We start from the raw sequence: 21183 nt of genomic DNA on the forward strand, positions 1-21183 counted from the left end.
CATGCCCGCCGTTCTTGACCAATGCCGATAACGCCTGTGAGCTGGCAAGGAAGTTGAAGATTCAGCCTTGTGCAACAGCCGGCGCAGCGTCGTCGGCAGCCGGCGAGTTCGCCGCAGAGAGCATATCACGACGGCTGCCATGCCGATGCTGGCGCTGGCGTGCCAGCCGCCGCGCCAGCGTCCGCCCGGCGCGGTCGATGGATCGGTCGATGGCCATGTAGAGATCAGCTTGCGTGTCGTCGACCAACACGTCCGCTGTACCGGGAACGGCGACCTGGATGTGGCAGCGCTTGTCCTCGCCGCCGCGCGGTCCGTTAACGTCGGAAAGAACGACGGAAATCCGGCTGACGTGGTCGTGCGCCCAGTCGAGGGAGAAACACAGGCGCCGCTCGATGCGCTCGCGCAGTCCTGCCGTAAGATCAAAGCCTCTGGCCTGGATGACGATCTGCACTGAAATACTCCTCTTGAGGTGAACGGAGAACGCAGTCTAGGGCATCAAAAGACATCTGACAAATCGAATATAATGTCTTGATAATTCATTTTTCTGGACCTTTTACGATCATGGCCGCGCTCAACTACAAGCATCTGCGCTACTTCTGGATGGTCGCCAAGTCCGGTGCCATTGCTCGCGCCGGCGAGCAGTTGCACCTGACCCCGCAGGCGATCAGCGGCCAGTTGCGCGAACTCGAAGAAGCGCTCGGCATCGAGCTTTTTCGCCGCGTCGGCCGCGGCCTGGAACTCACCGACGCCGGCCGCCGCATCCTCAGTTACGCCGAGGAGATCTTCGCGCTCGGCGATGAACTGCTCGAAGTTGCGCGCGACCAGACGACCAGAAAGAGCCTGCCGTTCACCGTCGGCATTGCCGATTCGGTGCCGAAATCGGTCGCTCATCGCCTGGTCGAACCGGCGCTGCGTCTGCCGGAAGCGGTCCGCCTGATCTGTCGCGAGGGCCGCCTGACCGCACTCCTTGCGGATCTGGCCGTGCATCGCCTGGACATGGTCATCGCCGACCGACCGATGCCGCCGAATCTGAATGTACGCGGCTACAGTCACCTGCTCGGCGAAAGCGATCTGACCGTTTTCGGCGCACCGGCACTGGTGCAGACACTCAACGGAGCATTCCCGGCGCTACTCCAGGGCGCCCCCTTTCTCATGCCGGGCGATGATGTCGCCATCCGGTCGCGGCTCCAACAATGGTTCGAAGTCCTCCGGTTACATCCGCGCATCGTCGGCGAATTCGACGACAGCGCACTCCTCAAGTCTTTCGGACAGGCAGGAGCCGGACTCTTCGTCGCTCCGACAGCGATTGCGGCCTACGTCACCGATCAGTATCGCGTCAGCGCCGTCGGCCGGATCGATTCGATCAGCGAACAGCTTTACGCCATCACCACCGAGCGCCGCCTGAGCCACCCCGCGATCGTGGCCATCATCCAGGTTGCACGTGACGAGGTCTTCGCTGACGCGACGTTCGGCGCCGGTGTCAACGGCGCTATTCCTGACCAGCAGACGCCGACGCAGACCCGCCCGGCGCGGTCACGCAGGCCATCGAGATCGACCGGGATGACCCGGTGATGGAGTCACATTTCGCCAGAGGTTGACCTGCCTCAACATCTTCGCCGGTGGCCAGAGTATTTTCGTTGCCATAGTGTCCCGGATCGCTCGGTTCCATATCCAGTCCAGGAGGCGCGGATATGTCTTTCGAACTCCTTGCAGGAGCACGTCAATGAACACATCCAAACTGCGCGCATCGGCAGCAATTGCCGCAAGCGCCACCGCGATGCTGATCCCCTCAGCGAACGCCCAGCAGGCTGAACACACCGGCAAGGAGGTCGTCGACACCGTCTGCGCAGCCTGCCATGCAAAGGGCGAGAACGGCGCGCCGCGGATCGGCGATAACCAAGCATGGACGAAGCGCGCTTCTCAGGGCCTCACGGCACTCACGGCGCATGCTTTGAAGGGTATTCGTAACATGCCCGCCCACGGCGGCAATGCGGGGCTCAGCGACATCGAGATCCAGCGGGCCATTACCTACATGGTTAACCAGTCCGGCGGCCACTGGGTCGAGCCTCTGGCAGGAAGCGCGCCGGCCACCGTGCGCAGCAGCGAGCAAATCGTGCAGACGCAGTGCGCCAAGTGTCATAAGGACGGCTCGGATGGTGCGCCCAGGATCGGTGATCGCGCCGCCTGGATACCGCGCATGAATAAGGGTCTGGACACTTTGGTGAAGTCCGCAGTGCATGGTCATGGCCCCATGCCGGCCCGCGGCGGTGTCGCCGACTTGAGCGATCTCGAAATTCAGGGTGCCATCGTCTATATGTTCAACTACGGGGTCGTGGCAGTACAGACGCCACCTCTTCCGACGGCAGCGCCAGCCAATCCTTATCGCAAGGTCGTCGACGGCACGGATATTTACCTCGGCATTGTCGGGGCGGAGGCCATGTCGGCCGGCCAACGGCAGGGTGACGTTCCGCGCGGCAAGGGCTACTACCACGTGAACATCTCGCTCTTCGATGCGGAGACCCGAGCCGCCATCACCGACGCGCAGGTCAAGCTGACGGTGGCCGATCCGATCGGCGCCGATACGAAAACACTTGATGCCATCTCGGCGAATAACACAGTGAGTTACGGGGGCTATTTCCGCATGTCGGGCCAGAACCCCTACAGGATTACGGCGCAGATTCAGCGTCCGGGGTCTGCCACGGTAACCAAGGCGGAATCGACTACAAAGCACGCTAGGCAGCAGGGCTACGGTCTCGCCAAACGGTCATGACTTGCATGAATCCTCAAATGCCGATCAATCCTGTCCGTGACGTTTTCCCTGGAGAGTCGAAATGCCACGGCAATGTCGGCATAGGACCGCCCAGCTTCCCAGGCGGCGACAATTCTCAAATCGCGATTGTGTCGCTTTAAGCGTTCTCGGGCAGCTTGATCAAGGACAGTCAAGGGCGTGTTCTCATCTACTGGCAAAAGACATCCGACATACCGATCTTACCAAACGGAGAAGGCGCCGCGACAGTACCGACAGCATCGGTGACGTTCCTGGGTCCCAAAATCCCTGCCTGCCGACGCCTGCCCCGATGCCAGCAACAATCGGTTTATTTGGAAGTATGGTGATCGATAATTCTGCTTTTTTATATCTTCGCCGGCCTATACTCTTTGTCTCTCCTTACCCCATCTGACAGGAGACAGCCATGAAAACCCTCTCACTGCTGACAGCCGTTCTGGCTTTCGGCTTCACACTGATGACCGGCGATGCCGAAGCCGCGAGCAAACGCCTCGGCGCGGGCAAGTCATCGGGCATGCAACGCGAGGCGGTCAGCGCGGACAAATCCCCCTCGGCGGCCCCGACGCTGGCGCCCAGCGCTGCGAAGTCGCAACCGGCGGCGGCCCAGAGCCAGCCCAAACGTTCGTGGATGGGCCCGCTTGCCGGCCTCGCCGCCGGTCTGGGTCTGGCCGCTCTGGCCTCCCATTTGGGCTTCGGCGAAGAACTCGCCTCGATGCTGATGATCGGTCTGCTGGTAATGGCCGTGCTGGTGGTCATCGGCCTCGTCATGCGCCGCCGCACCGCTGCCCATGAATCGGTCATGGCCAGCACCAGTGGCCTGCAGTACACGGCGCCTGATGCTAACGTCACGGCGATGAACCGCGGCGGCGCTGATTTGTCGATGCCGGCAGCCGCCACGGGTACACCTCTCATCGCCACTGGCCACATCCCTGCCGACTTCGACGTCGCCGGTTTCGTGCGCAACGCCAAACTTGGCTTCATCCGTCTGCAGGCCGCCAACGACGCTGGCAACCTGGCCGACATCCGCGATTTCACAACGCCCGAGATGTTCGCAGAAATCAGGATGAACATCGCCGATCGCGGCAACGCGACGCAGGAAACCGAGGTCGTCATCATCGACGCAGAGGTGTTGGACATCACCGAAGAAGAGACCCGTTACCTGGTCAGCGCGCGTTTCACCGGCTTGATCCGGGACGACAGGGACGCAGCGGCAGAGACGGTCGACGAGATCTGGCACCTCGTCAAGCCGCGCGATGGCCAGACCGGCTGGGTGCTGGCCGGGATTCAGCAAGCACAGCAGGCGGCTTGAAACTCACCGCCAGCGGCAGCGTACCGCTGGCGCTTGTTTCAAGTGCGCGGATCGAACCACAGGTCGCCAAAGCGGGCCTCGACCTGGTCGCCGCTGTTGTCGGTATCGGCGCCAACGGCGACGCCGGAGATCGTCGGTACGGGATCGCCGAAAGCCGCCCGGAAATCGGCCGCGACATCGCGAACAACGTCGCGCCACTGCCCGACGTGAGCATTGCCTGAATCGACGACGATCATCCGCAGGCGGTCAGTGTAGGCATTCCAGCCCGACTCACCGGCCGCCTGCGCCGTACCCCAGACGTAGCACAGTGCCGCCACGGGCAATTCGGCACCATGCAGCAGGCGTGCCGCCGAAATCTTCATCCGGTCGGCGATACTGAGCCGCTCGGGCGGCAGATCAAACAGCAAATACACCCGCGCAGCGTAGTCGTCGCCGGCCTTGTGGCGCAGATCCGAAGCGCCCACGGCATGCGAGACTCGCCAGCGCCACCTGAGCATCGGCGTCGCCACGGGGTCGACGCGCAGCGCGACCGCCAGCGTCGACGCCGAGCGGTCGGAAGTCACCCGCAACACCGTGCCGCCTTCGTCGGCCAGCAGGTCGAAACGGTTGGCCCGCTCGACTGAAGGCAAGGTCTGATGCGTCCATCCGCCAGGCAGACGGTTCCCCGGCTGCGCGGCAGAGAAGCGCGGCGGATCTGCTCGCGTCGGGTCAGGGTTGCCTGCTGCCGCGACGGAATGCGCCGAGAGCGCACCGGCGGCACCGAGAGCCGGTGTCGCCAGGAGCGCCAGCGAGAGACGACGGCGGTTCGTATTGTTCCGATTCATTCGATCCATGCGGCAAATCCTTCAAGACTGGCAAGGCGTGCCAGATCAGCCGGCCGATCGACGTCCCACAAAGGCGGTAGCTCGACCCAGCTCAGCGCAAGCTCGGACAGGCGCTGCCGCGTCTGCACCATCACCCGCTCGCTACCCCACTCGACGCCCGCAAACAATCTTGGCTGCGGGCGCCGCAGGCCGACGAGCACGTAGCCCCCATCCTCGGCCGGAATGAACACCGCGTCGTTGCTACCCTGCCGCTCATCGACCAGGGCGCCGGCGGCAGCAGCAAGATGCGTCGCCTGCAGTGCCGGACAGTCGCTGCCGATGAGCAGCAAGGGCCCGTCGTGGGCAGCGAAAGCCGCCGCCATGCGCGCGCCAAGGTCGCCCTCCGACTGACTGCGCACGGCGACTGCGCTGCAGCGCTGCAGCGCACGAAAAAAACGCTGGCCGCCGTCCGGCGCGCCCCACAGGGTGACAGCGCCGATCGCTGCACGCCTGGCAACTGCCAGCGCATGCAGCGTCAAGCGACGCTGCAGCCGCGCGGCGCCGGCCGGGCCCAGGGCGGGAATCAGGCGCGTCTTGACAGAGCCCGGCTGCGGCGCACGCGCAAAGACGGCGACGCCGGCCAACTCAGCGCTGCCGGGGAACATAGCCATAACGAATCGCCAGTTGCTGTGGGTCCGCACCAAAGAAATAGCTCGCCCGCAGACGCCACATCAGCAGGATCGTGCGCAGGACGCCATGCTTCTCCCAGCGCCGCGCCGAAGTGACGACCCGTTCGCGCAGGCAGGCGGGACTCGCGATCCGCTTGAGGCGTTTCGACAGCGCAACGTCCTCCATCAACGGTATTTCGGGATAACCCCCCGCGCTGTCGAATACCTCGCGACGAACGAAGATCGCCTGGTCGCCGGTGGCAATCCCGGTCAAGCGTGAGCGCTGGTTCATCATCCATTCGACGACACGCAGCAACGGATGGCGGCCATCAATGCGTACATCGAAGCGTCCCCAGGATGCGCCGCCGACGATCGCCTGCCGGATCAGGTCGTCGGCGTCCGGCGGCAGCGCCGTATCCGTATGCAGAAAGAGCAGCACCTGCCCCCGACTTGCCCGCGCGCCGGTATTCATCTGCGTCGCCCGGCCGCGCGGCGATTCGAGCAGGCGGTCGACGGCGGGGCGCGCCAAGGCGGGCGTGCCGTCGCGACTGCCGCCATCGACCAGCACCAGCTCGGCGCCTCGCCTCCTGAGAGCCTCCAATGCGGTCAACTGTGTGGCAACCGTCGCGGCTTCATTCAGCACCGGAAGGATCAAGGAGAGAAACGAGTGATCGGTCGTGGTTTCCATATCCGGTAGAAGAGTGCTTTCATTGACTTCCAGCCACCAAGGCCGCAGTCGGCAACGGGTCGCCCAACTGGCTGGGGCGGCATCAAAGGCTCAGACAGGACGCCAGCAGGCGCCCGTCGTGCGACCATAGCCGGACGGCCGTTGCCGTCACCCTGGCGGCGTCCCCATGTCGCGGATTCAACAGTACATTGAACTCCTCGGGCACGATCGCCGACGACACCATCAGCAGAGACGACCCCAGGCCATCAAGCCAAGCGTTGCCGGCATCTACGGACGCAGCGGCCGCCGACCCTGCATTCCACCCATCGGCAAGGCCCTTGACCCATAGCCACTGGCGTGTAGCCCAGACTTCGTCAAGTAAGTCAATGCGCACCAGCACGCGGCGCACGGTAGATTTGTTCTGACCGACCACAGTCATTCCCGCGCAGGCGGGAATCCAGATTCATCCATCTGTTCAAGATGTTAAAAGACCGATCTAGAAAAACGAACTGATAGGGGTGGTTTCTCATCGAGATTGGCTCGCCTGCCGTCGGGCTTCGACCATGGTGAAAAGCCCAGCCGCAGCGAAGAATGCATTTGGCCAGCGACAATGGTCGGCATAACACCGGCCAAAGCCCGGACGTTTCTCCTGTTTGCGCAGGAGCGCCCGCAGTCGTCGTCGGATCAGCGCGTCCAGTGTCTGAAACACGCGCCCTTGGGCATGCTTGAAATAGCCATACCATCCTCTGAGCATCGGGTTGAGGTCGGCAATGATCCGTCCAAGACTGTCGCCTCGCGTGCGCCGCGTGAGCCGGCGCACTTTATCCTTCAAGGCCGTCAAGCTCTTATTCCTCACCCAGCGCTTGCCCGTTTCAAACCGATAACCGAGAAACTCGAAGCCTTGCCCTGCGATCCGGCAGTCCCCAAGGTGGGTCTTGTCCGGGTGCAGCGCCAGGCCGTTGGCTTCCACCCACGCTTTGATTTCATCCAACGCTTTCCCGGCGTCTTCCGCCGTGGGGCACAGAATCACAAAGTCGTCGGCATAACGCACCATCGCATAGCCTTGCCGCGTCACATGCTCGTCCAGCGGATGCAGGTAAATGTTCGCCAGCAACGGGCTGATGACCGCCCCTTGCGGGGTGCCGCCCGTCGGCGTCCATCTTTCCAGTCCATGAACAATGTCCTGCCGCAACCGGTCTGCCAGAAGTTCCAGCAGGCGACCGTCGCTGATGCGCTTTTCGATCCGTTCTTTCAGCCGGGCGTGCGGAATGCTGTCAAAGTAGCTTTTGAGATCTGCATCCACCACGTGGGTGTAGCCTTTCTTCAACCACTCGTCGACTTCCCGCAGCGCGTCCTTGCAGCCTCGACCGGGCCGGAATCCGTAACTCGTCGGCAGAAATTCCTTCTCGAAGATCGGTTCGATCACCCGCTTGACCGCCGCTTGGACAATTCTGTCCTTGACCGTGGGTATGCCCAACGGGCGCGGCTTGCCGCCCGCTTTGGGTATTTCCACTCGCCGCACGGGAGCCGCTCGGTACCGCCCTTCTTTCAGGTCTTCCGCCAGTTCGCCCAGATACCGTTCGGCATCCGCCGCAAAGCGTTCGATGCTTTGTCCGTCGATGCCCGCAGCGCCTTTGTTGACCTTGACTTGTTGCCAGGCCGCCATCAGCGTTTGCGGTCGATAGACTTTGTCGATCAGACTGAACCATTTGTTTCCTTTGACGCCGTTATCCAGCGCCGCCAACATACGCTCCGTCCAAATGGCGCGGTCGATCCACTCCCGGTTTCCCGGCTGGATGGACGAAGCTTGCGTAGCCTTTACAGGCACTACCGCTCCTTCGCTCATGCTCTCGCTCCTCTCAGCGCTCACGTCTCCACCTTCCTACCCGCCTTCCCTCGGCACGACTTTGCTTTCCGCGCTTCTCTCGGCTTGCGCCGCGTCGGTACTACGCAGGCTCTGACTCCTGCCGTCTTCACCTCGACGACAGGTCTCCCCGCTTATCTCGCGCAAACTTCCCGACATTCCGCCTCCAACCACGTAGGTGACCCGGACATCGCTTTGACCGCCAATACAGCGTGTCCGATGGGTTTCAGGCTTCGCCATGGAATCGCTGGCTCGCCGTCACTCTCCGCCGAATCGAGTTCGTTATCCTGCGGACTGCCAGTTCGCTTCCGGTTGCTTTTCACCCCGCTTCGCAGCGACGCAGTTACCTTCAGCTTCGGGGTCATGGCTTACCCCGGCACGGACTTGCACCCTACTGTTTACGCGCCTTCACGGGCGCACGATTCCCGCCTGCGCGGGAATGACGGTAATTCAACAGCTTAGCTTCAGAACAAATTTACCGTGGCACGCGGCGCAACGGCAATCCGCCGGCATAGAGGTGCACCACCGTTTCCAGGCAGGCCAGCGCGATGCTCGTGGAGGCATTGACCACCGGCCCGCCGACGCTGTTCCCGCGGCCACCGGTGCGCTCTGCGCCGCGGCCGCTCAGGTCGGTGGCTGCGATGCTGCGCGACGCGACCGCGATGCGCCAGAGCGCTACGCTCATGCGAGCGTACACGCTACATCCAATGAGTAGTTGTGGTCAATACGTGGTATGGGGTCAGTCAGCAGGATGTCGAGAGGTTTCTGGAACTCCGGCGGGATGGCCAGGCGAGCCTGTCCCGGCGCAGAGAGCGCGGCGCTTGGGAGGGTCTCTCGGGCACGCATGGGCAAGGTTATTCCAGTCCAGGGCGAAGGCACGCTCATAGTGGTAGCCCTGGTGTTTTTCGACGAGAAAGCCCGCTTCGATGCCCCAGCGGTGGCGGGCACCGAGGTTGCAGCGCTCATGGACATTGTCGTGGCTGAGCGGCTGGCTGGAGAGCCAGGCGTGGCGCGATGTTTTGCTCACGGTCATGGCCTGTTGATCGATCGTCTCCCAGCTTTCCTCACTTCAATGACGCGACGGGCTGTCCAGCCCTAATTTAGCGACCTTGCACGGCATCGCCGACAATGCGCTCGAAAATCGGGTCCAGTTCGCTAGCCAGTTTATCGAGCTCCGAATTTCGATAAGGCGAGAAGACAACGCTCGGCGTGCGGTAGCTGACAGAGGTCGTGCCGTCGGCATTCTCGGTGACGTAGATGCGCAGCGGTGCTTCAATGCCTGCGGCGACACTGGCCTTCAACATGCGCACCGCAAAATCGGGACGGAAGACCATCAACACGGCATTGCCGGGAATCTTGATGCCCTTGCTGGCAGCACCCTTGCTGGCGCTTGCTTGGGCAACCAGGCCCATCTTGTTTTCGGTGATCGATTTTTCCAGTTGCTGGACCACGGTATCGAAGGGCTGCAGGCTGTTGATGGTCCTGATTTCAGGCAGGCCGCTGTTACCGGCGGCGTGAACCGAAAATGCAGCAAGGCCGAAGGCGAGGCCGGCAGCGATGCTGCGCAGGGTGTTGAGATGAGCCATGGAAACACTCCTTGTGATTCAGGCTGGCAGGACTGCCGGCCGGGTTGAAAAAACGCTAAATAGGCTTACTGACAGCGATCTCCGGAACATGCGACCGGTGCCATGGCGCCCATCCGCCAGCGCATGATGGCAAGAGTGCCGGCCACCCCGGCCAGCAGCGCAGCAAAGACCGCAACGGCGTGGGCCGAAAAGGTCGGAATGGCGGCCAGCAGCAGCGTGTCATTGCCGCCCGGAACCAGCGTGCCGCCAATACCCATGAGCAGGCCGCCGATCAATCTTGGTGGCAGATCGCCGAGCTTTGGCCGACGTACTCGGAAGGCGCCGCGGTGCCATGACGAAAAAAGCATCCCGACGATCAGCGCTACTAATAGAAACGCTTGCCCCGCTGCTGGCGTCGGGCCGGCATTGAGCCACGAGGCTGCTTCGCCGCGCAGGAAATTGGTGTATGTCCACGCGCCCTGAACGGCATACAGCGTGCCACCACCGATGCCGAGCACGGCGGCGGCCGACGACAGACGGTAACGGTCGGCAAGCAAGCGACCGAGCAGCCCTGAATCTCCGGCATGAGCCCGCCAGAGGCGGATCAATTCCCAGGTGGCCCATAGCCAGAGCAGCACCAGCAAACCAGAGCCCCAACTGTGCTGCCAGAGCCTGCCTGTGTTGATAGGCTGCAGTGAGACGCCCGGCAGTTCTGCCAGCCAGTAGCTCATGCCAAGAAAGCCGAGGACCATGCCGGCCAGCGAAACAAGCATGCCCAGTTCGCCATCGGCCAGGCGTTGCAGGGTCGAGAAGGAGCAGCCGCCATTGACCGCCGCACCGATGCCGAAGACGAAACCGCCGAGCAGTGCAGCCCAGAAAGGCAGGCGTCCATAAACCGGTTGCAGATCGATTGAAAAAAGCACGATCAATGATCCGGAAATCGTTACCGTCCACAACATCGCCTTGGCAAAACTGAACAGCATGTAGGCGGTGCCCGAGGTCATCACTTCCATGACAGCTCGCACCGTACAGAGGCTGGCGCGGTGCGCTGCGAAGCCCATGCCGGCGACCAGCATGAGTGCCAGAAGCAGGTGCAGGGTCATGGCCGGGATGTTCGATCAGCGCGCTACGCAGCGCTTGGCCAGACAGTGGTCGATCGATATTTTCCCCGGGCCGCGGGCGATCAGTACCAGCAGCACCGTCGCCCAGACGCCGTGAGTGGGGTAGGCATCGGGGTAGACAAAAATCTGGATGGTCGCTGTCATGACCAGCAGGGCGAGTGACGAGAAACGCGTGGCCAGGCCGAGCAGGATCAGGATCGGGAAAAAATGCTCGCCGAAGGCGGCCATTGGCGCAGCCAGTTCCGGCGGAATCAGCGGCAACTGGTATTCGCTGCGGAACAGTTCGAGGGCAGTATCGGAAAGATTCGGCCAGCCGAACTGGAATTCGCCGGAGACGATGTCGATGGCAAAGCCCTCGACCTTGGTCTGGCCGGATTTCCAGAAGATGGCGGCAATCGAGAAGCGGCCGACCAGGGCGATCAGTGAATCTGGGATGCGCGAAAACAGGCCGATGAGGCCACCAATCAGGCGGGCGATGGGCGAAGACGGCGCGGGGCATGCGCTGGTAACGGAGGTGTTTATGTTGGGCTCCTTGTTGGATTCAGTGCCGTAATGGCTGATTTTTGGAGTAACAGGCCAAGGATGCTGACCAGATTGAAATCGGTGTCGATGGACATCGCTTCTGCCGCCGCTCTGCCGAGGCTGGCACCCGCCTGCAATTCGCAGAGGAAGGCACCGACCGCTGCGGGAATTTGCAGCACTTCGACATTGAGCCCGTGGCGCAGAATAAGGGCGGTTTCCGGGGCATCCGGCGCAACCGTTGATAGATCCAGGATGCCCTGGTGCGCTGCCCACAACGAGACCACGGCCGAGGTAGAAACGACCACCGACAGCGAGGGATGCAGTGTCATGCCCAGTGTCGGCAAGGTGGCTTCGTCAGCCAGTGCGGCGGCGACCGCTTCGGCGCCAACACCTGGCACATCGGCCGCGTGGTAGGCGACGATGCGGCGATATTCGAGCCGCGCCACGTCGGCCAGGTAAGGCAGACCAGCTGCGGGCGGAAAGCTTTCGATGAAGTCGGGAAAGCCGGCACCGTAAAAGGCCATCAGGCGTGATTGCGGCGGACAGGCATAGGCATACAGGCGGGCTATGGCGCGGAAGAATTCTTCACCGACCAGTTCCAGCGTGACTTCGAAGGTGTCGGCCAGCGCATCGATCAACGAGACGATGACGTTGTTGCGATAGACCCGGAAGCGCTGTGCCGGGTCAGAGCCATTCCATGCGGCCAAGCCGGCTGGCGCGGGCAGGTCCGGGTCGAGCAGCGCGGCGGCGAAATCCTGCTGGCTCATGCGGCAACCTCGACCCGGCAGGTTTGCAGCCGCTTTTCCGCCTGCTGCGCCTCGGCAAGCAGCACGGGGAACGCCGGAATGTCGTTGTCGCGCTCGATCAGCGTCGGCAGCGGGCCGGTCCGTTCCAGCGTGTAGCGGTAAAGATCCCAGACCGCCTGGGCGATGGGCGCGCCGTGGCTGTCGATGAGCAGCGGAGCACCGGCGGCATCGACATCATCGGCGAAGCCGGCCAGATGGATTTGCGCGGCCGCCGCTAGTGGCAGGGCCTCGATGAAGGCCTGAGGATCGCGGCCGTGATTGTTGCAGGAGACGTAAACATTGTTGACGTCGAGCAGCAGGCCGCAGCCGGTACGCTTAACGACCTCGCTGATGAAATCGGTTTCGGCCAGCGTCGAAGCGGCGAACTCGACATAGGTCGCCGGGTTTTCGAGCAACATGCGCCGGTCCAGGCGTTCATGGACACGGTCGATGTGATCGCAGACGCGCTGCAGTGTCGCGGGGTTGTACGGCGCCGGCAGCAGGTCGTTGAGAAAGATGTCGCCGTGACTCGACCAGGCCAGGTGCTCGGAAAAGGATTGCGGCTCATAGCGGCTAATTAGGGAAGCAAGACGATCCAGATGCTCTTCGTCGAGCGGACCTTCGCCGCCAATCGAAAGCCCGACGCCGTGGATGGACAGCGCATAGTCGCGGCGAATCTGTGTCAGGTAGTGATGGAAAGGGCCTCCATCCACCATGTAGTTCTCGGCGTGGATCTCGAAGAAACCGAGATCGGGCCGGGTTACAAGAATAGTGCGGAAATGCCCGGGCTTTAGGCCGAGTCCGCTACGAGCGGGTACGGCACCGGCTCGTAGCGTGGAAATGCCCGCTTCCTTCGGCAGAAAATGGCTGGCTGTCGTCATGGCAGGCTCTCCGGGTTAATTCAGGAAATCAGGCTTTCCTTTCCTTGAATTCGGCCATTTGCCCGTGACCGGTCGGCGAAGTCGGTGAGGCGGTCTTTTCGCAAGTACCCTTCGGGACCAGCGACCAAGAGTTGCCCTGGTAATCAATCTTGGAGGTACCGGCGCAGGTGGTGCCCGCCCCCGCCTTGCAATCATTCTTGCCCTTGAGGGCGACGCCGAAACATTTTTCCTTGTCGGCCATCGGGGCAGCAACCGGGGTGGCGGCGACAGTCATGGCAGTGCCGAGGGCAAAGGCGAGAGAGGCGGCGGTCAGAGTCTTGTTCATGGTTTAATCTCCTGGATTGAGGTGCATCGATAGGACTGGACAGCCAGAAAAACTAGCTGCTGTTCCAGCAGTCGGAATTCGGATCAATTTCTTACACGTCGGCACAAATATTTTTTCGCGATATCAAATGGCAGGGCATCACCCACCAGCGAAAGATTTATCGTTCGACCTTGATCAGTCGGGGAGTTGCCGGCGCTCTTCAAAGGCGACAAAGCCAGAAGACTCGGCTTGGCGCAGGGCATCTTGTATCTGTTTTTTGCCCTTGCCGGCGCTACCGTCGGCCAGCAGGGCACGATAAAAGCGGGCATAGAATTCATCGGGTTCGACGCGCAGGCGATAGACCAGCGCCGTTGCCCGTGGGTGGCGCGGCAGGGCGTAATCCAGGTGCAGTTCGCCGCCGGGCGGCAGCCGCGTGTCGGCGATCTCACGGGAGAGATCGAGCGGCACCTGGCGCTGAATGTTACGGTCGCCCCGGGTTTTGGGCAAAAAATGACCTTTGGCGTCGACCTGTTCGATTTCAGCCACGACGCGCGGCGTCACGTAGGTCGGGAAATAATGGCCGGTGCCGGTGTTGCGAACGCTTAAGCCGGTGCGCAGCGTGCCTCTGGCCAGCTCAATCTCGTCGGGCGTGAAGCGGACACCGCTGCGCACCATCTCCGGATCGTGGATGCCGCGCCACAGGTGGCTGCGCGCGGGCATGTGGCAGGACTGGCAACTCTGCCCGGCCGCTGCCTGGGGCGAATCTTTCCATTCCTCGTAGGTGTTTTCCAGCAGCTTGCCGTTAAGGGCGAACTCGTCGGGCTGGAACTGATGGCAGGCCGAGCAGAAACGGGCGTCGGAAAATGCCTGGCTGACGACGAAGCCGCCGTGCGGCAGGTTTTCGGTGTTGGCTGGCGCTGTGCCGTCACGGCGCGGCGGCCCGTAACGGGTGTGGGCGCGGACATGGCAGGCGGCGCAGATGACCCCGTGTTCGTGCAGGGCGGGGCGCGGCTGACCGGTCGGGGAATGATTGGCTGCGCTGGCGGCCAAGGCCATGGCGAGGCTGTCGGCCTGCTCGGCTAGCGGCGCATGGCAGCGGATGCAGTCCTGGTGATCATCACGTGCTTCCGGGGCCATGTTGACCAGTTGCCCGATCAGTCCCGGCCCCATGGCATGGGCATGTAGGGCGGTCTGCCAGTCGCGGTATTGGTCGGCATGGCAGGTGCCGCAATCGACGGGGGAAAGGGAAGCTTCCAGTGAGCTGAACCCGGGGGGCGCTTTGCCCTGAGGGGCCTGCGGTCGTGCCCAGTGGCGCTCGAGAAATGCAGCACTCGCCGACGCGCCTTCAGCGACCGGTGCCGGTGAGGCGACTGGCACGCCATCGCGCTCGCCGCAGCCGACCAGGAGGCACAGAAAAACCGGAAGGGCTAACAGTGCACTTCCCGTTTTGGCTTCGAAACGCAAAGCGCTCAGACTCCGATCAATGCTTTTTAGCAGCGCAGGGGTTCTTGGCAGCGCACGGATTCTTCGCGGCACAAGGATTCTTCGCAGCACAGGGGTTGGCTGCCTTGGCTGCGCACGGATTGGCTTTCTTGCCGGCACAAGGGTTGGCTTTTTGCATGTGGTCGGACTTGGCGGCACAGGGATTTGTCGGCGCGCACGGATTTGCGGCGTGGGCAAACGGAATGGCGAGGGCAAGGGCGGCGGTGCCGAGGGCGATTTTGACGGATTTCAGATTCATGGGTTTCTCCTGAGGAATGATGGGTCAAACTATATAGCGGAAATGCTGCGGTTTCTTTGCTTGGTAGTTCCGGTCAATTGATCGGAGGTAACTACGGTCATTTCTGCCCGTAAATATTAGTCGTTAGTACATGGCGATTTATTACACCAGATAGAAAATTTATTTTGTGCGTGGTAGCTGATCCGCAGCAGGCACCGACTGAACTCGCCGCAGAAACGCAGCGAACTCTGGCGACGCATCAAGCAGCCGACTCGGCAGCGCCCGCAGGGCGTCTACTTTTTCTCGCGCAAGGTGCAGCGAGGTTTCGGTGGTCTGAAACTCATGACGTTCCGTGGGGTCGGCGATACGGTCGAAGGAAAGGACTGCAAAATCGACCGTGACCTTCGGGCAGGTCGGGCATCGTCCTGCATTGACATAGGCGGACCACATGTCGAAGCTCTGCTGCGCGAGCAGCGATGTTTCGGCGTTGAGCAGGTTGGTGGTCGCGTCGGCGAGCGCCTTGGTGGTATCGACCAGGCCCGGGCCATCCTCCGAGGTGAGCCAATCCCGGCCGGAGACGGTCTGGGTGTTGGAGGCGATGACGAGCACATGCTCAACCCGGGACAGCGCATCGGGTGAGAAGGCACCAGCCATTTCCAGAACGCGTCCGTAGTGGTTGACCTCGCTCATGATGCTGCCGCGAACGCCGAGATTGTCGACAATGCCGCCGTCGATGAGCCAGACATTGGGCACGGCTTTGGCATCGCTATAGCTGTTCAGCGCCGTTGCCGCATGAAAGCGGCGGTCTGCCGGGTTGCGCTCGGCCAGTGCCTGCGTCACCCAGGGTGGATTGCGTCCGGCGCATGGGCCGGGGTAGTTGCGCAGCACAACGGGGGAAAACAGGAATGGTACGGCCGCCGAAGCAATCACTGCCCGGGCGACGGAGTAGTTTGAGAGGTCGGAGCACAGATAGTCGAACTGCATTTGTGTAAAGGAAAACGTGGCACCCGTATTGAGGTCTGCTGCATTGAGAATGATGTAAGGGGTGTTTCCTGAAGATGACAGATCGGCAAAGGTGCGGCGCTCGAAGAGCGTACGGTCGAAATATTCGGCGACCGCGTCGGTGCGACTGAAGTTTGACGCGGCAATCCTGGCCAGTTGCCCGGGAGAGAGCAGCGAGAAAATCATGTCGCGCGTCACGTTGCGGTAGAGAAAGCGCTCCGGGAATTCGGTAAACACCTGTTCGCCAAAAAGTCCGAAGTAGGCGGCGGTAAAACTGCCTCCGGAGACGGCCGTGATGACGTCGACCTCGTCGAGCAGGCGACGCGGCTGGCCATCGACGAGGATTTCCGTGGCGGCAAGTTTTTCGAGAACCCCCAGCGCAAAAGCCGCGGCCCGGGTGCCGCCGCCCGAAAAGGTCAGGACGACGAAGAGCTTGGGCGAATTGCGGGGCAGACGATTCGCGAAGGTGTACGCCTTGTCCGGTGCGTTGTTGCCGAGCTGCGCGTTGTAAGGCTGGACGGCACATCCGACAATCAGGGCTGGCAGTGCCACAGCGAGGGCCGCCGCCCGAAGGAATCGATACAAAATCGCTGGCCGGGCGGTGTTCAAGGCATTCACCTCGCGTTTATTGGGGCTCGCCCGACCAGGATGCAATACGCTCGAAGTACGATAACCAGGCGTCCGATCCGGCAGGCCAGTTCGCCAGAAAGCAGTCTTTCCAGGCCGCATGGTTGTAGTGTATGAGAATCACATGCGCACCACGCACGACTTCGCCGCCGAGCAGCGCCTGGCTTGGCGGGTGGCGGCTGATGCGCGTGAGCAGGCCACTTTGCCGGCCTCCCTGGTTGGGCATGCCGGCGGCCCCGTTGTTGCTGAGCAGGCAGTCGCCGATGCGCTTGAGCACAGGGGTGCAGGTGTGGGTGCTGGCAAAGACATCGACCATGGCGTGTTCGAAGGCGTTTTGCAGCCATCCCGAAGCATTTTCCCGGTCGAGCGTACCGGGGTCGAAGCGCCAGCCGGCGAGCGAATCGGCATCGCCATGGACGATGCCGACGCGGCAATCGGCAACCCGGTAACGCGCGATCATGGGCAATTCGGCGAGCGCGGCAAGAATTTCCGGGTGACGCGCTGCCGTCGCCTTGAGCCGGGCATGGATGCGGTTGGAGCGTTCGACGACGCCGCTATCGACGTGCTCAGGATAGGCGCAGCCGCAGCCGGCGGCATTGCCATCGACGCCGAGTTCGGCCTCGACATTGCCGACGATGGCGTGATGAGCGAGAACGCGGCGGTTGATTTCGGCAAAGCCGGCATCATCGACATTGAACCAGTTGAAATCGCCGTTGAAGACGAGGGTGACCGGCCCGGCTTCCTGCGCAGCTATCGCTTCAATGGCATCGAGCGCCGGCAGGTTGCCGTAGAGTCCGCCGATAACATAAAGGGTCTCCGCCTCGACGGTGGGCAGGCGGGCGATGGCTTCGGCGCCGTAGCGGTAATGTAGTGGGCAGGTGCGTCCGGTCTGTTTGCTCATGAAAATTTTCTCCGCTCAGCTTGTTGGCTAGCTTCAGTCGCCTGAGCCAGAAAACTGGCCGGGAGCCCTGTGGGTGTTGCGGTCAACCGGAAAAAATGACCAATATTCATGTCCGCAGCGCCGGCAGCGACTCGCCCTGAACGACGAATTTGAGGGCGACGCCATTGTTGCAGTAGCGCTTCCCGGTCGGCTTCGGGCCGTCGTCGAAGCAGTGTTTTTGCAATGGGTCGTTCCCTTATGAAAACACCGAGCACCGGGTGCTCTCCGGCAATTGCCAGGGGGCTGCGGGAGCGGCCTCGTCCGGGCGATACAAATTGGTCAGTTTTTGATCGTCGACCGCAGCAAGCGGTAAATCGAAGGCGATTCGGCCATTTTTCAGGCCGATGACGCGATCGGCCAGCAAGGGCAGCAGGGACGGGTTGTGGACAACCGTGATCAGCGCCGCATGGCGCGCTGCCTGGCGCGCTGCCTGGGCCAGCAGGTGGCAGACCTCGCCGGCGGCAGCCGGGTCGAGAGCGGCCGTTGGTTCGTCGGCGAGAATCAGTTTGGGCTGCTGGACGAGCAGGCGGGCGATGGCGACCTTCTGCCGTTCGCCGCCGGAAAGCTTGTCGGCCCGTGTTTTGGCGCGGGCGAGCAGGCCGACGGCGTGCAGCGCGGCTTCGGCCCTTGCTATCTCGGCAGTCGGAAAGTGGCGAACCCAACTGCGCCACCCAACGACGCGACCGAGGCTGCCAATCAGCACGTTTTCCAGCGCGCTCAGGCGGGCAACCAAGTGCAGGCCTTGATGGATCTGCCCGACATTGCGCCGTAGGGTGCGCAGTTCATGTGCGGACGGGTTATCGGCTAGATTGCGGCCGAGCACTTCGACCTTACCGTGGGCGGCCGGCATGAAGCCGGTCAACAGGCGGAGCAGGGTCGATTTGCCGGCGCCATTGTGGCCGACGATAGCAATACGTTCGCCGTGGCGGATGGTCAGCGCACCGACATCGAGCAGCGCTCGTCCATCGGCAATGCAGCACACCTTCTGCAAGGAAATGGAAATCTCGTTCATGACAGGGCCTGCCGGATGCGTCGACTAACGGTGTCGAAGGCGGAAACCATCAGCACGATGACGATCAGTACGGTCGATAACCGGCCCCACTGAAAAAGTGAGGTCGCTTCGGTGATCAGCAGGCCTAGCCCGCCGGCCCCGATCAGACCGAGGATGGTCGAGTCGCGGATGTTGAATTCCCAGACATACAAATGACTGGAAACGAATTGCGGCAGCACGGATGGCCAGATGGCGTTGAAAAAAACCTGGTCGGGCGTCGCGCCGACGCTGCGCACGGCGTCGATGGCCGCCATGTCGAGCGACTCGATGGCTTCGGCGAAGAGTTTGCCGTAGGTCCCCATCGAGTGCAGGCCGATGGCCAGGATGCCTGCGGTCGGGCCGAGGCCAACGATACCGACCAGCACCAGTCCGAAGACCAGCGTGTGTATGGAGCGGGCGACGTCAAGGATGCCCTTGGCCAGCCAGGCCAGCGGCTTGGGGGCAGCCAGGTTGCGCGCCGTCAGCACGGCCAGCGGCAGGGCAAGCAGGGCGCCGAGCAGTGAGCCGAGGGTGGCGATGCGGATGGTTGTCCAGGTAGCGCGGCCGAGGCCGGCCAGGTAGTCGGCTTCGACTTCCTGACGGTTCTCGACGCGCAGTACGGTGCCGTCGTCGCTCTTGTATTCGAGTTTCGGATTGCCGAACCAGACGTCGAGAAAACTCGGGTGGGCGAATTCGCCCACCGTCTTGACCAGGTTGGCTACGGGATTACGCCCCAGCGACAGTTCGTCTTCGCGCGCCAGCGTGCCGAGGCACGCGGCGACGAGCAGCGCGTAGATCAGCGTTAGCCCGAGAAAGCCGAGCCGGCCGCTGAATTTGGCAACGAAGGATGTCGTCAGAGCGTGGGCACTCATTTACTTGGCCTGCAGCTTCCCGGTCGCCATGCCGGCATCGCGGATCGGCTTGTAGAAAGCGTTATCACGGCTGACGAAACCGGTGTAATGCGGTGGCAGCAGCTTGGGATTGCTCTTCAGCGCCTCACCCGTTTCGCTGAGCGCGGCCTGCAGCTTGCCGATCAGGGCCTTGTCGCCGGCCAGTGCGGCACTGACGGCGAAGGCGTCGTTGGGCAGCGGGGCCGAGGTCCAGATGATTTTCGAGTCCTCGGCCTTGATCAGACCCTGCTCGATCATCGCGTTGCGATTGCGGTTGTAGTCAGCGCCAGCGTCGAGCACTCCCTGCGTGACCTGGGTTTCGATCGCCTGGTGCGAGGTGTGGATGACCTTGCTGAAATACTTCTCCGGGTCGATGCCCAGGATCATGAAGTGGTGCAGCGGGATCAGGTAGCCTGAAGTCGAGCCCTTGTCGCCAAAGGCGAAGGTCTTGCCCTTGAGGTCGGCAAGCGTGTTGATGCCGGATTTCGGACTGGTGACCGTGATGGCGAAATACTCGGGCTTGCCGTCGTAGAGGATGGTCGAAATGACCTGGACACCGGCCTGGTGATTGGCCAGTACGTAGCCCCACGGGCCCATTAACGCCAGATCGGTTTCGCCATTGGCCAGCGACTTGGCGAGGCCCTCCCAGCTATCGACGGTGCGCAACTCGACCGGGCGATTGAGTTTTTTCGACAGGTAGTCGGCGAGTGGGCGATAAGTCGCGTCGTTCTTTTCCCGGTCCGGCTGGAAGAGGCCGACGCCGAACTTGAGCGGCGGCTCGGCGGCGCTGGCTGCAGTTGCTACGGTCAACAGGGAAAATGAGGCAAAAATGGAAAGAAGGCGGGCGATGCGTTTCATGGTTGCTCCAGGGTTTCAAGTCGTTGAATCAGGCTTGGCACGTCGATGGGTAGGTAGGTGGTGATGTCGAGGTCGCGATCTTCAAAAACATCGCGACCGGGAAGCTTTTCCTGCCTGTCGGCGATGACGGCATCGCGCTGGCGAACAAGCTCTTCGATATACGGCCGGTACAGACGAACCATGGCCGCGATCCAGCGATTGACCGCCCAGTTCGGAAAGGCGTGCCCGATGGCGAAGAGGTCGAGCATGGCGACGACCTGTTCGGCCGGGTACCACGCTTCGGCCGTCACCCAGCGATTGGTGCAGAACAGCCCCATCGGGTAACCCCAGGCATCCATCGAGATGGCGACGAGATGGCTGATCGCTTCGTCGCCGGTCGGCCAGGGGTCGCTGGCCAGCGGGTAGTCGATTGGCCGGCTGCCTTCGGGCATGCCATCGGCGCGCAGGAATGTGTGGAAATGGCCGTGTTCATCGTCGTTACCGCGGTGCGCATGGTAGTAATACTGGCCGTGTGTCTCAGCATCGAAGACATCGTCGCTCGGGTAATGCTCGATTTCGACGAAATCTCCCTGGCCGCGCAGGACTTCGCCAACGATGTTGAGGCCGCCATTTTCCAAGGCCCGGTAACAGGCTTCAATCTCGCGGCCGGCGGCAAGCATCTCGCGGCGCCGGGCGGTGGGCAGGGCAGTGAGGTCGATTTCCGGGATCATGCGATATCAGCGGAGGCCGTCATCCCCGCCGACCGGTGTGTCGATCACCCAGCCCAGGTTGAGTTCGGCGTTGGACGAAGCCGCTACGCGGAGGAAACGGCGGCGCTGTCGTGGTGTTGAAGTCAAGATGTG

At 62.3% G+C, this 21183-nt stretch carries 26 protein-coding genes; 3 read left to right on the forward strand and 23 right to left on the reverse strand.

All coding sequences use genetic code 11. The features are described 5' to 3' along the window. Nucleotides 1-61: 61 nt before the first annotated feature. Nucleotides 62-451 (reverse strand): HPF/RaiA family ribosome-associated protein, encoded by a 390-nt coding sequence (locus ACCAA_RS18820; protein WP_186408788.1) that lies wholly within the window; start codon nt 449-451, stop codon nt 62-64. Nucleotides 452-561: 110 nt separating this feature from the next. Here ACCAA_RS18820 and nhaR point away from each other — a divergent pair, with 110 nt between their 5' ends. The 3 genes from nhaR (at nt 562) to ACCAA_RS18835 (ending at nt 4094) form a co-directional block, all read left to right on the forward strand. Next, the gene (nhaR, locus tag ACCAA_RS18825; RefSeq protein ID WP_186408789.1) at nt 562-1572 is read left to right on the forward strand and encodes a transcriptional activator NhaR; all 1011 of its coding nucleotides are present in this window, start codon (nt 562-564) and stop codon (nt 1570-1572) included. Between the two features lie 151 nt (nt 1573-1723). Then, on the forward strand, nt 1724-2770 hold the full coding sequence (locus tag ACCAA_RS18830; RefSeq protein WP_186408790.1) for a c-type cytochrome: 1047 nt from the start codon (nt 1724-1726) through the stop codon (nt 2768-2770). A 421-nt stretch (nt 2771-3191) separates the two neighbouring features. Beyond that, complete coding sequence (locus ACCAA_RS18835; protein ID WP_186408791.1) at nt 3192-4094, forward strand: Tim44 domain-containing protein; 903 nt, start codon at nt 3192-3194, stop codon at nt 4092-4094. 38 nt (nt 4095-4132) lie between these two features. Here ACCAA_RS18835 and ACCAA_RS18840 read toward each other — a convergent pair whose 3' ends face one another. From ACCAA_RS18840 to ACCAA_RS18945, 22 genes are all read right to left on the reverse strand, one after another. Next, nucleotides 4133-4927: a DUF3047 domain-containing protein gene (locus tag ACCAA_RS18840; RefSeq protein ID WP_245754679.1), complete on the reverse strand. Its 795-nt coding sequence runs from the start codon at nt 4925-4927 to the stop codon at nt 4133-4135. After that, a complete protein-coding gene (locus ACCAA_RS18845) occupies nt 4915-5568 on the reverse strand; it encodes a TIGR04282 family arsenosugar biosynthesis glycosyltransferase (RefSeq protein ID WP_342674072.1) in 654 nt (217 codons plus the stop codon). The genes ACCAA_RS18840 and ACCAA_RS18845 overlap by 13 nt, the downstream gene beginning before the upstream one ends. Beyond that, nucleotides 5543-6253: a TIGR04283 family arsenosugar biosynthesis glycosyltransferase gene (locus ACCAA_RS18850; RefSeq protein ID WP_186408792.1), complete on the reverse strand. Its 711-nt coding sequence runs from the start codon at nt 6251-6253 to the stop codon at nt 5543-5545. The genes ACCAA_RS18845 and ACCAA_RS18850 overlap by 26 nt, the downstream gene beginning before the upstream one ends. 82 nt (nt 6254-6335) lie before the next feature. Beyond that, the gene (locus ACCAA_RS18855; protein WP_186408793.1) at nt 6336-6671 is read right to left on the reverse strand and encodes an RES family NAD+ phosphorylase; all 336 of its coding nucleotides are present in this window, start codon (nt 6669-6671) and stop codon (nt 6336-6338) included. Nucleotides 6672-6758: 87 nt separating this feature from the next. After that, nucleotides 6759-8078 (reverse strand): group II intron reverse transcriptase/maturase, encoded by a 1320-nt coding sequence (gene ltrA / locus ACCAA_RS18860; RefSeq protein ID WP_186408794.1) that lies wholly within the window; start codon nt 8076-8078, stop codon nt 6759-6761. 493 nt (nt 8079-8571) lie between these two features. Then, a complete protein-coding gene (locus tag ACCAA_RS18865) occupies nt 8572-8781 on the reverse strand; it encodes an RES family NAD+ phosphorylase (RefSeq protein ID WP_186408795.1) in 210 nt (69 codons plus the stop codon). A 54-nt stretch (nt 8782-8835) separates the two neighbouring features. Beyond that, on the reverse strand, nt 8836-9123 hold the full coding sequence (locus ACCAA_RS18870; protein ID WP_186408796.1) for a hypothetical protein: 288 nt from the start codon (nt 9121-9123) through the stop codon (nt 8836-8838). A gap of 73 nt (nt 9124-9196) precedes the next feature. Next, nucleotides 9197-9682 (reverse strand): DUF302 domain-containing protein, encoded by a 486-nt coding sequence (locus ACCAA_RS18875; RefSeq protein ID WP_186408797.1) that lies wholly within the window; start codon nt 9680-9682, stop codon nt 9197-9199. Nucleotides 9683-9747: 65 nt separating this feature from the next. Next, entirely contained in the window at nt 9748-10764 is a 1017-nt protein-coding gene (locus tag ACCAA_RS18880) for a YeeE/YedE thiosulfate transporter family protein (RefSeq protein ID WP_186408798.1), read from the reverse strand. A 15-nt stretch (nt 10765-10779) separates the two neighbouring features. Continuing rightward, nucleotides 10780-11259: a DoxX family protein gene (locus ACCAA_RS18885; protein WP_245754684.1), complete on the reverse strand. Its 480-nt coding sequence runs from the start codon at nt 11257-11259 to the stop codon at nt 10780-10782. Between the two features lie 41 nt (nt 11260-11300). Beyond that, nucleotides 11301-12071: an HvfC/BufC N-terminal domain-containing protein gene (locus tag ACCAA_RS18890; RefSeq protein ID WP_186408799.1), complete on the reverse strand. Its 771-nt coding sequence runs from the start codon at nt 12069-12071 to the stop codon at nt 11301-11303. Then, a complete protein-coding gene (gene bufB, locus ACCAA_RS18895) occupies nt 12068-12970 on the reverse strand; it encodes an MNIO family bufferin maturase (RefSeq protein WP_186408800.1) in 903 nt (300 codons plus the stop codon). The genes ACCAA_RS18890 and bufB overlap by 4 nt, the downstream gene beginning before the upstream one ends. Before the next feature lie 28 nt (nt 12971-12998). Beyond that, a complete protein-coding gene (locus ACCAA_RS18900; RefSeq protein WP_186408801.1) occupies nt 12999-13295 on the reverse strand; it encodes a BufA1 family periplasmic bufferin-type metallophore in 297 nt (98 codons plus the stop codon). Between the two features lie 174 nt (nt 13296-13469). Then, on the reverse strand, nt 13470-14828 hold the full coding sequence (locus ACCAA_RS18905; protein ID WP_342674073.1) for a multiheme c-type cytochrome: 1359 nt from the start codon (nt 14826-14828) through the stop codon (nt 13470-13472). Further along, a complete protein-coding gene (locus tag ACCAA_RS18910) occupies nt 14755-15015 on the reverse strand; it encodes a hypothetical protein (RefSeq protein ID WP_245754681.1) in 261 nt (86 codons plus the stop codon). The genes ACCAA_RS18905 and ACCAA_RS18910 overlap by 74 nt, the downstream gene beginning before the upstream one ends. Before the next feature lie 159 nt (nt 15016-15174). Beyond that, on the reverse strand, nt 15175-16548 hold the full coding sequence (locus tag ACCAA_RS18915) for a patatin-like phospholipase family protein (protein WP_245754682.1): 1374 nt from the start codon (nt 16546-16548) through the stop codon (nt 15175-15177). Between the two features lie 73 nt (nt 16549-16621). Then, on the reverse strand, nt 16622-17524 hold the full coding sequence (locus ACCAA_RS18920) for a hypothetical protein (protein ID WP_186408804.1): 903 nt from the start codon (nt 17522-17524) through the stop codon (nt 16622-16624). A 106-nt stretch (nt 17525-17630) separates the two neighbouring features. Further along, the gene (locus ACCAA_RS18925) at nt 17631-17747 is read right to left on the reverse strand and encodes a peptide-methionine (R)-S-oxide reductase (RefSeq protein WP_186408805.1); all 117 of its coding nucleotides are present in this window, start codon (nt 17745-17747) and stop codon (nt 17631-17633) included. Between the two features lie 12 nt (nt 17748-17759). After that, nucleotides 17760-18575, reverse strand: coding sequence for a phosphonate ABC transporter ATP-binding protein (locus ACCAA_RS18930; protein WP_186408806.1), 816 nt, complete (start codon nt 18573-18575; stop codon nt 17760-17762). Beyond that, on the reverse strand, nt 18572-19465 hold the full coding sequence (gene phnE / locus ACCAA_RS18935; protein ID WP_186408807.1) for a phosphonate ABC transporter, permease protein PhnE: 894 nt from the start codon (nt 19463-19465) through the stop codon (nt 18572-18574). Before phnE ends, ACCAA_RS18930 begins: the two co-directional genes overlap by 4 nt. Further along, complete coding sequence (locus ACCAA_RS18940) at nt 19466-20341, reverse strand: phosphate/phosphite/phosphonate ABC transporter substrate-binding protein (RefSeq protein ID WP_186408808.1); 876 nt, start codon at nt 20339-20341, stop codon at nt 19466-19468. Further along, nucleotides 20338-21051, reverse strand: coding sequence for a DUF6969 family protein (locus tag ACCAA_RS18945; protein ID WP_186408809.1), 714 nt, complete (start codon nt 21049-21051; stop codon nt 20338-20340). Before ACCAA_RS18945 ends, ACCAA_RS18940 begins: the two co-directional genes overlap by 4 nt. Nucleotides 21052-21183: the final 132 nt, after the last annotated feature.

It is taken from the genome of Candidatus Accumulibacter aalborgensis (assembly GCF_900089955.1).
In the GTDB taxonomy this organism is placed as follows: Bacteria; Pseudomonadota; Gammaproteobacteria; order Burkholderiales; family Rhodocyclaceae; genus Accumulibacter; species Accumulibacter aalborgensis.

What these genes read in the sequence shown, in the direction of transcription:
- nhaR (WP_186408789.1), top strand. Translation starts at nt 562, where the DNA reads ATGGCCGCGCTCAACTACAAGCATCTGCGCTACTTCTGGATGGTCGCC.
- ACCAA_RS18830 (WP_186408790.1), top strand. Translation starts at nt 1,724, where the DNA reads ATGAACACATCCAAACTGCGCGCATCGGCAGCAATTGCCGCAAGCGCC.
- ACCAA_RS18835 (WP_186408791.1), top strand. Translation starts at nt 3,192, where the DNA reads ATGAAAACCCTCTCACTGCTGACAGCCGTTCTGGCTTTCGGCTTCACA.
- ACCAA_RS18840 (WP_245754679.1), bottom strand. Translation starts at nt 4,927, where the DNA reads ATGGATCGAATGAATCGGAACAATACGAACCGCCGTCGTCTCTCGCTG.
- ACCAA_RS18845 (WP_342674072.1), bottom strand. Translation starts at nt 5,568, where the DNA reads ATGGCTATGTTCCCCGGCAGCGCTGAGTTGGCCGGCGTCGCCGTCTTT.
- ACCAA_RS18850 (WP_186408792.1), bottom strand. Translation starts at nt 6,253, where the DNA reads ATGGAAACCACGACCGATCACTCGTTTCTCTCCTTGATCCTTCCGGTG.
- ACCAA_RS18855 (WP_186408793.1), bottom strand. Translation starts at nt 6,671, where the DNA reads ATGACTGTGGTCGGTCAGAACAAATCTACCGTGCGCCGCGTGCTGGTG.
- ltrA (WP_186408794.1), bottom strand. Translation starts at nt 8,078, where the DNA reads ATGAGCGAAGGAGCGGTAGTGCCTGTAAAGGCTACGCAAGCTTCGTCC.
- ACCAA_RS18865 (WP_186408795.1), bottom strand. Translation starts at nt 8,781, where the DNA reads ATGAGCGTAGCGCTCTGGCGCATCGCGGTCGCGTCGCGCAGCATCGCA.
- ACCAA_RS18875 (WP_186408797.1), bottom strand. Translation starts at nt 9,682, where the DNA reads ATGGCTCATCTCAACACCCTGCGCAGCATCGCTGCCGGCCTCGCCTTC.
- ACCAA_RS18880 (WP_186408798.1), bottom strand. Translation starts at nt 10,764, where the DNA reads ATGACCCTGCACCTGCTTCTGGCACTCATGCTGGTCGCCGGCATGGGC.
- ACCAA_RS18890 (WP_186408799.1), bottom strand. Translation starts at nt 12,071, where the DNA reads ATGAGCCAGCAGGATTTCGCCGCCGCGCTGCTCGACCCGGACCTGCCC.
- bufB (WP_186408800.1), bottom strand. Translation starts at nt 12,970, where the DNA reads ATGACGACAGCCAGCCATTTTCTGCCGAAGGAAGCGGGCATTTCCACG.
- ACCAA_RS18900 (WP_186408801.1), bottom strand. Translation starts at nt 13,295, where the DNA reads ATGAACAAGACTCTGACCGCCGCCTCTCTCGCCTTTGCCCTCGGCACT.
- ACCAA_RS18910 (WP_245754681.1), bottom strand. Translation starts at nt 15,015, where the DNA reads ATGAATCTGAAATCCGTCAAAATCGCCCTCGGCACCGCCGCCCTTGCC.
- ACCAA_RS18920 (WP_186408804.1), bottom strand. Translation starts at nt 17,524, where the DNA reads ATGAGCAAACAGACCGGACGCACCTGCCCACTACATTACCGCTACGGC.
- ACCAA_RS18930 (WP_186408806.1), bottom strand. Translation starts at nt 18,575, where the DNA reads ATGAACGAGATTTCCATTTCCTTGCAGAAGGTGTGCTGCATTGCCGAT.
- phnE (WP_186408807.1), bottom strand. Translation starts at nt 19,465, where the DNA reads ATGAGTGCCCACGCTCTGACGACATCCTTCGTTGCCAAATTCAGCGGC.
- ACCAA_RS18940 (WP_186408808.1), bottom strand. Translation starts at nt 20,341, where the DNA reads ATGAAACGCATCGCCCGCCTTCTTTCCATTTTTGCCTCATTTTCCCTG.
- ACCAA_RS18945 (WP_186408809.1), bottom strand. Translation starts at nt 21,051, where the DNA reads ATGATCCCGGAAATCGACCTCACTGCCCTGCCCACCGCCCGGCGCCGC.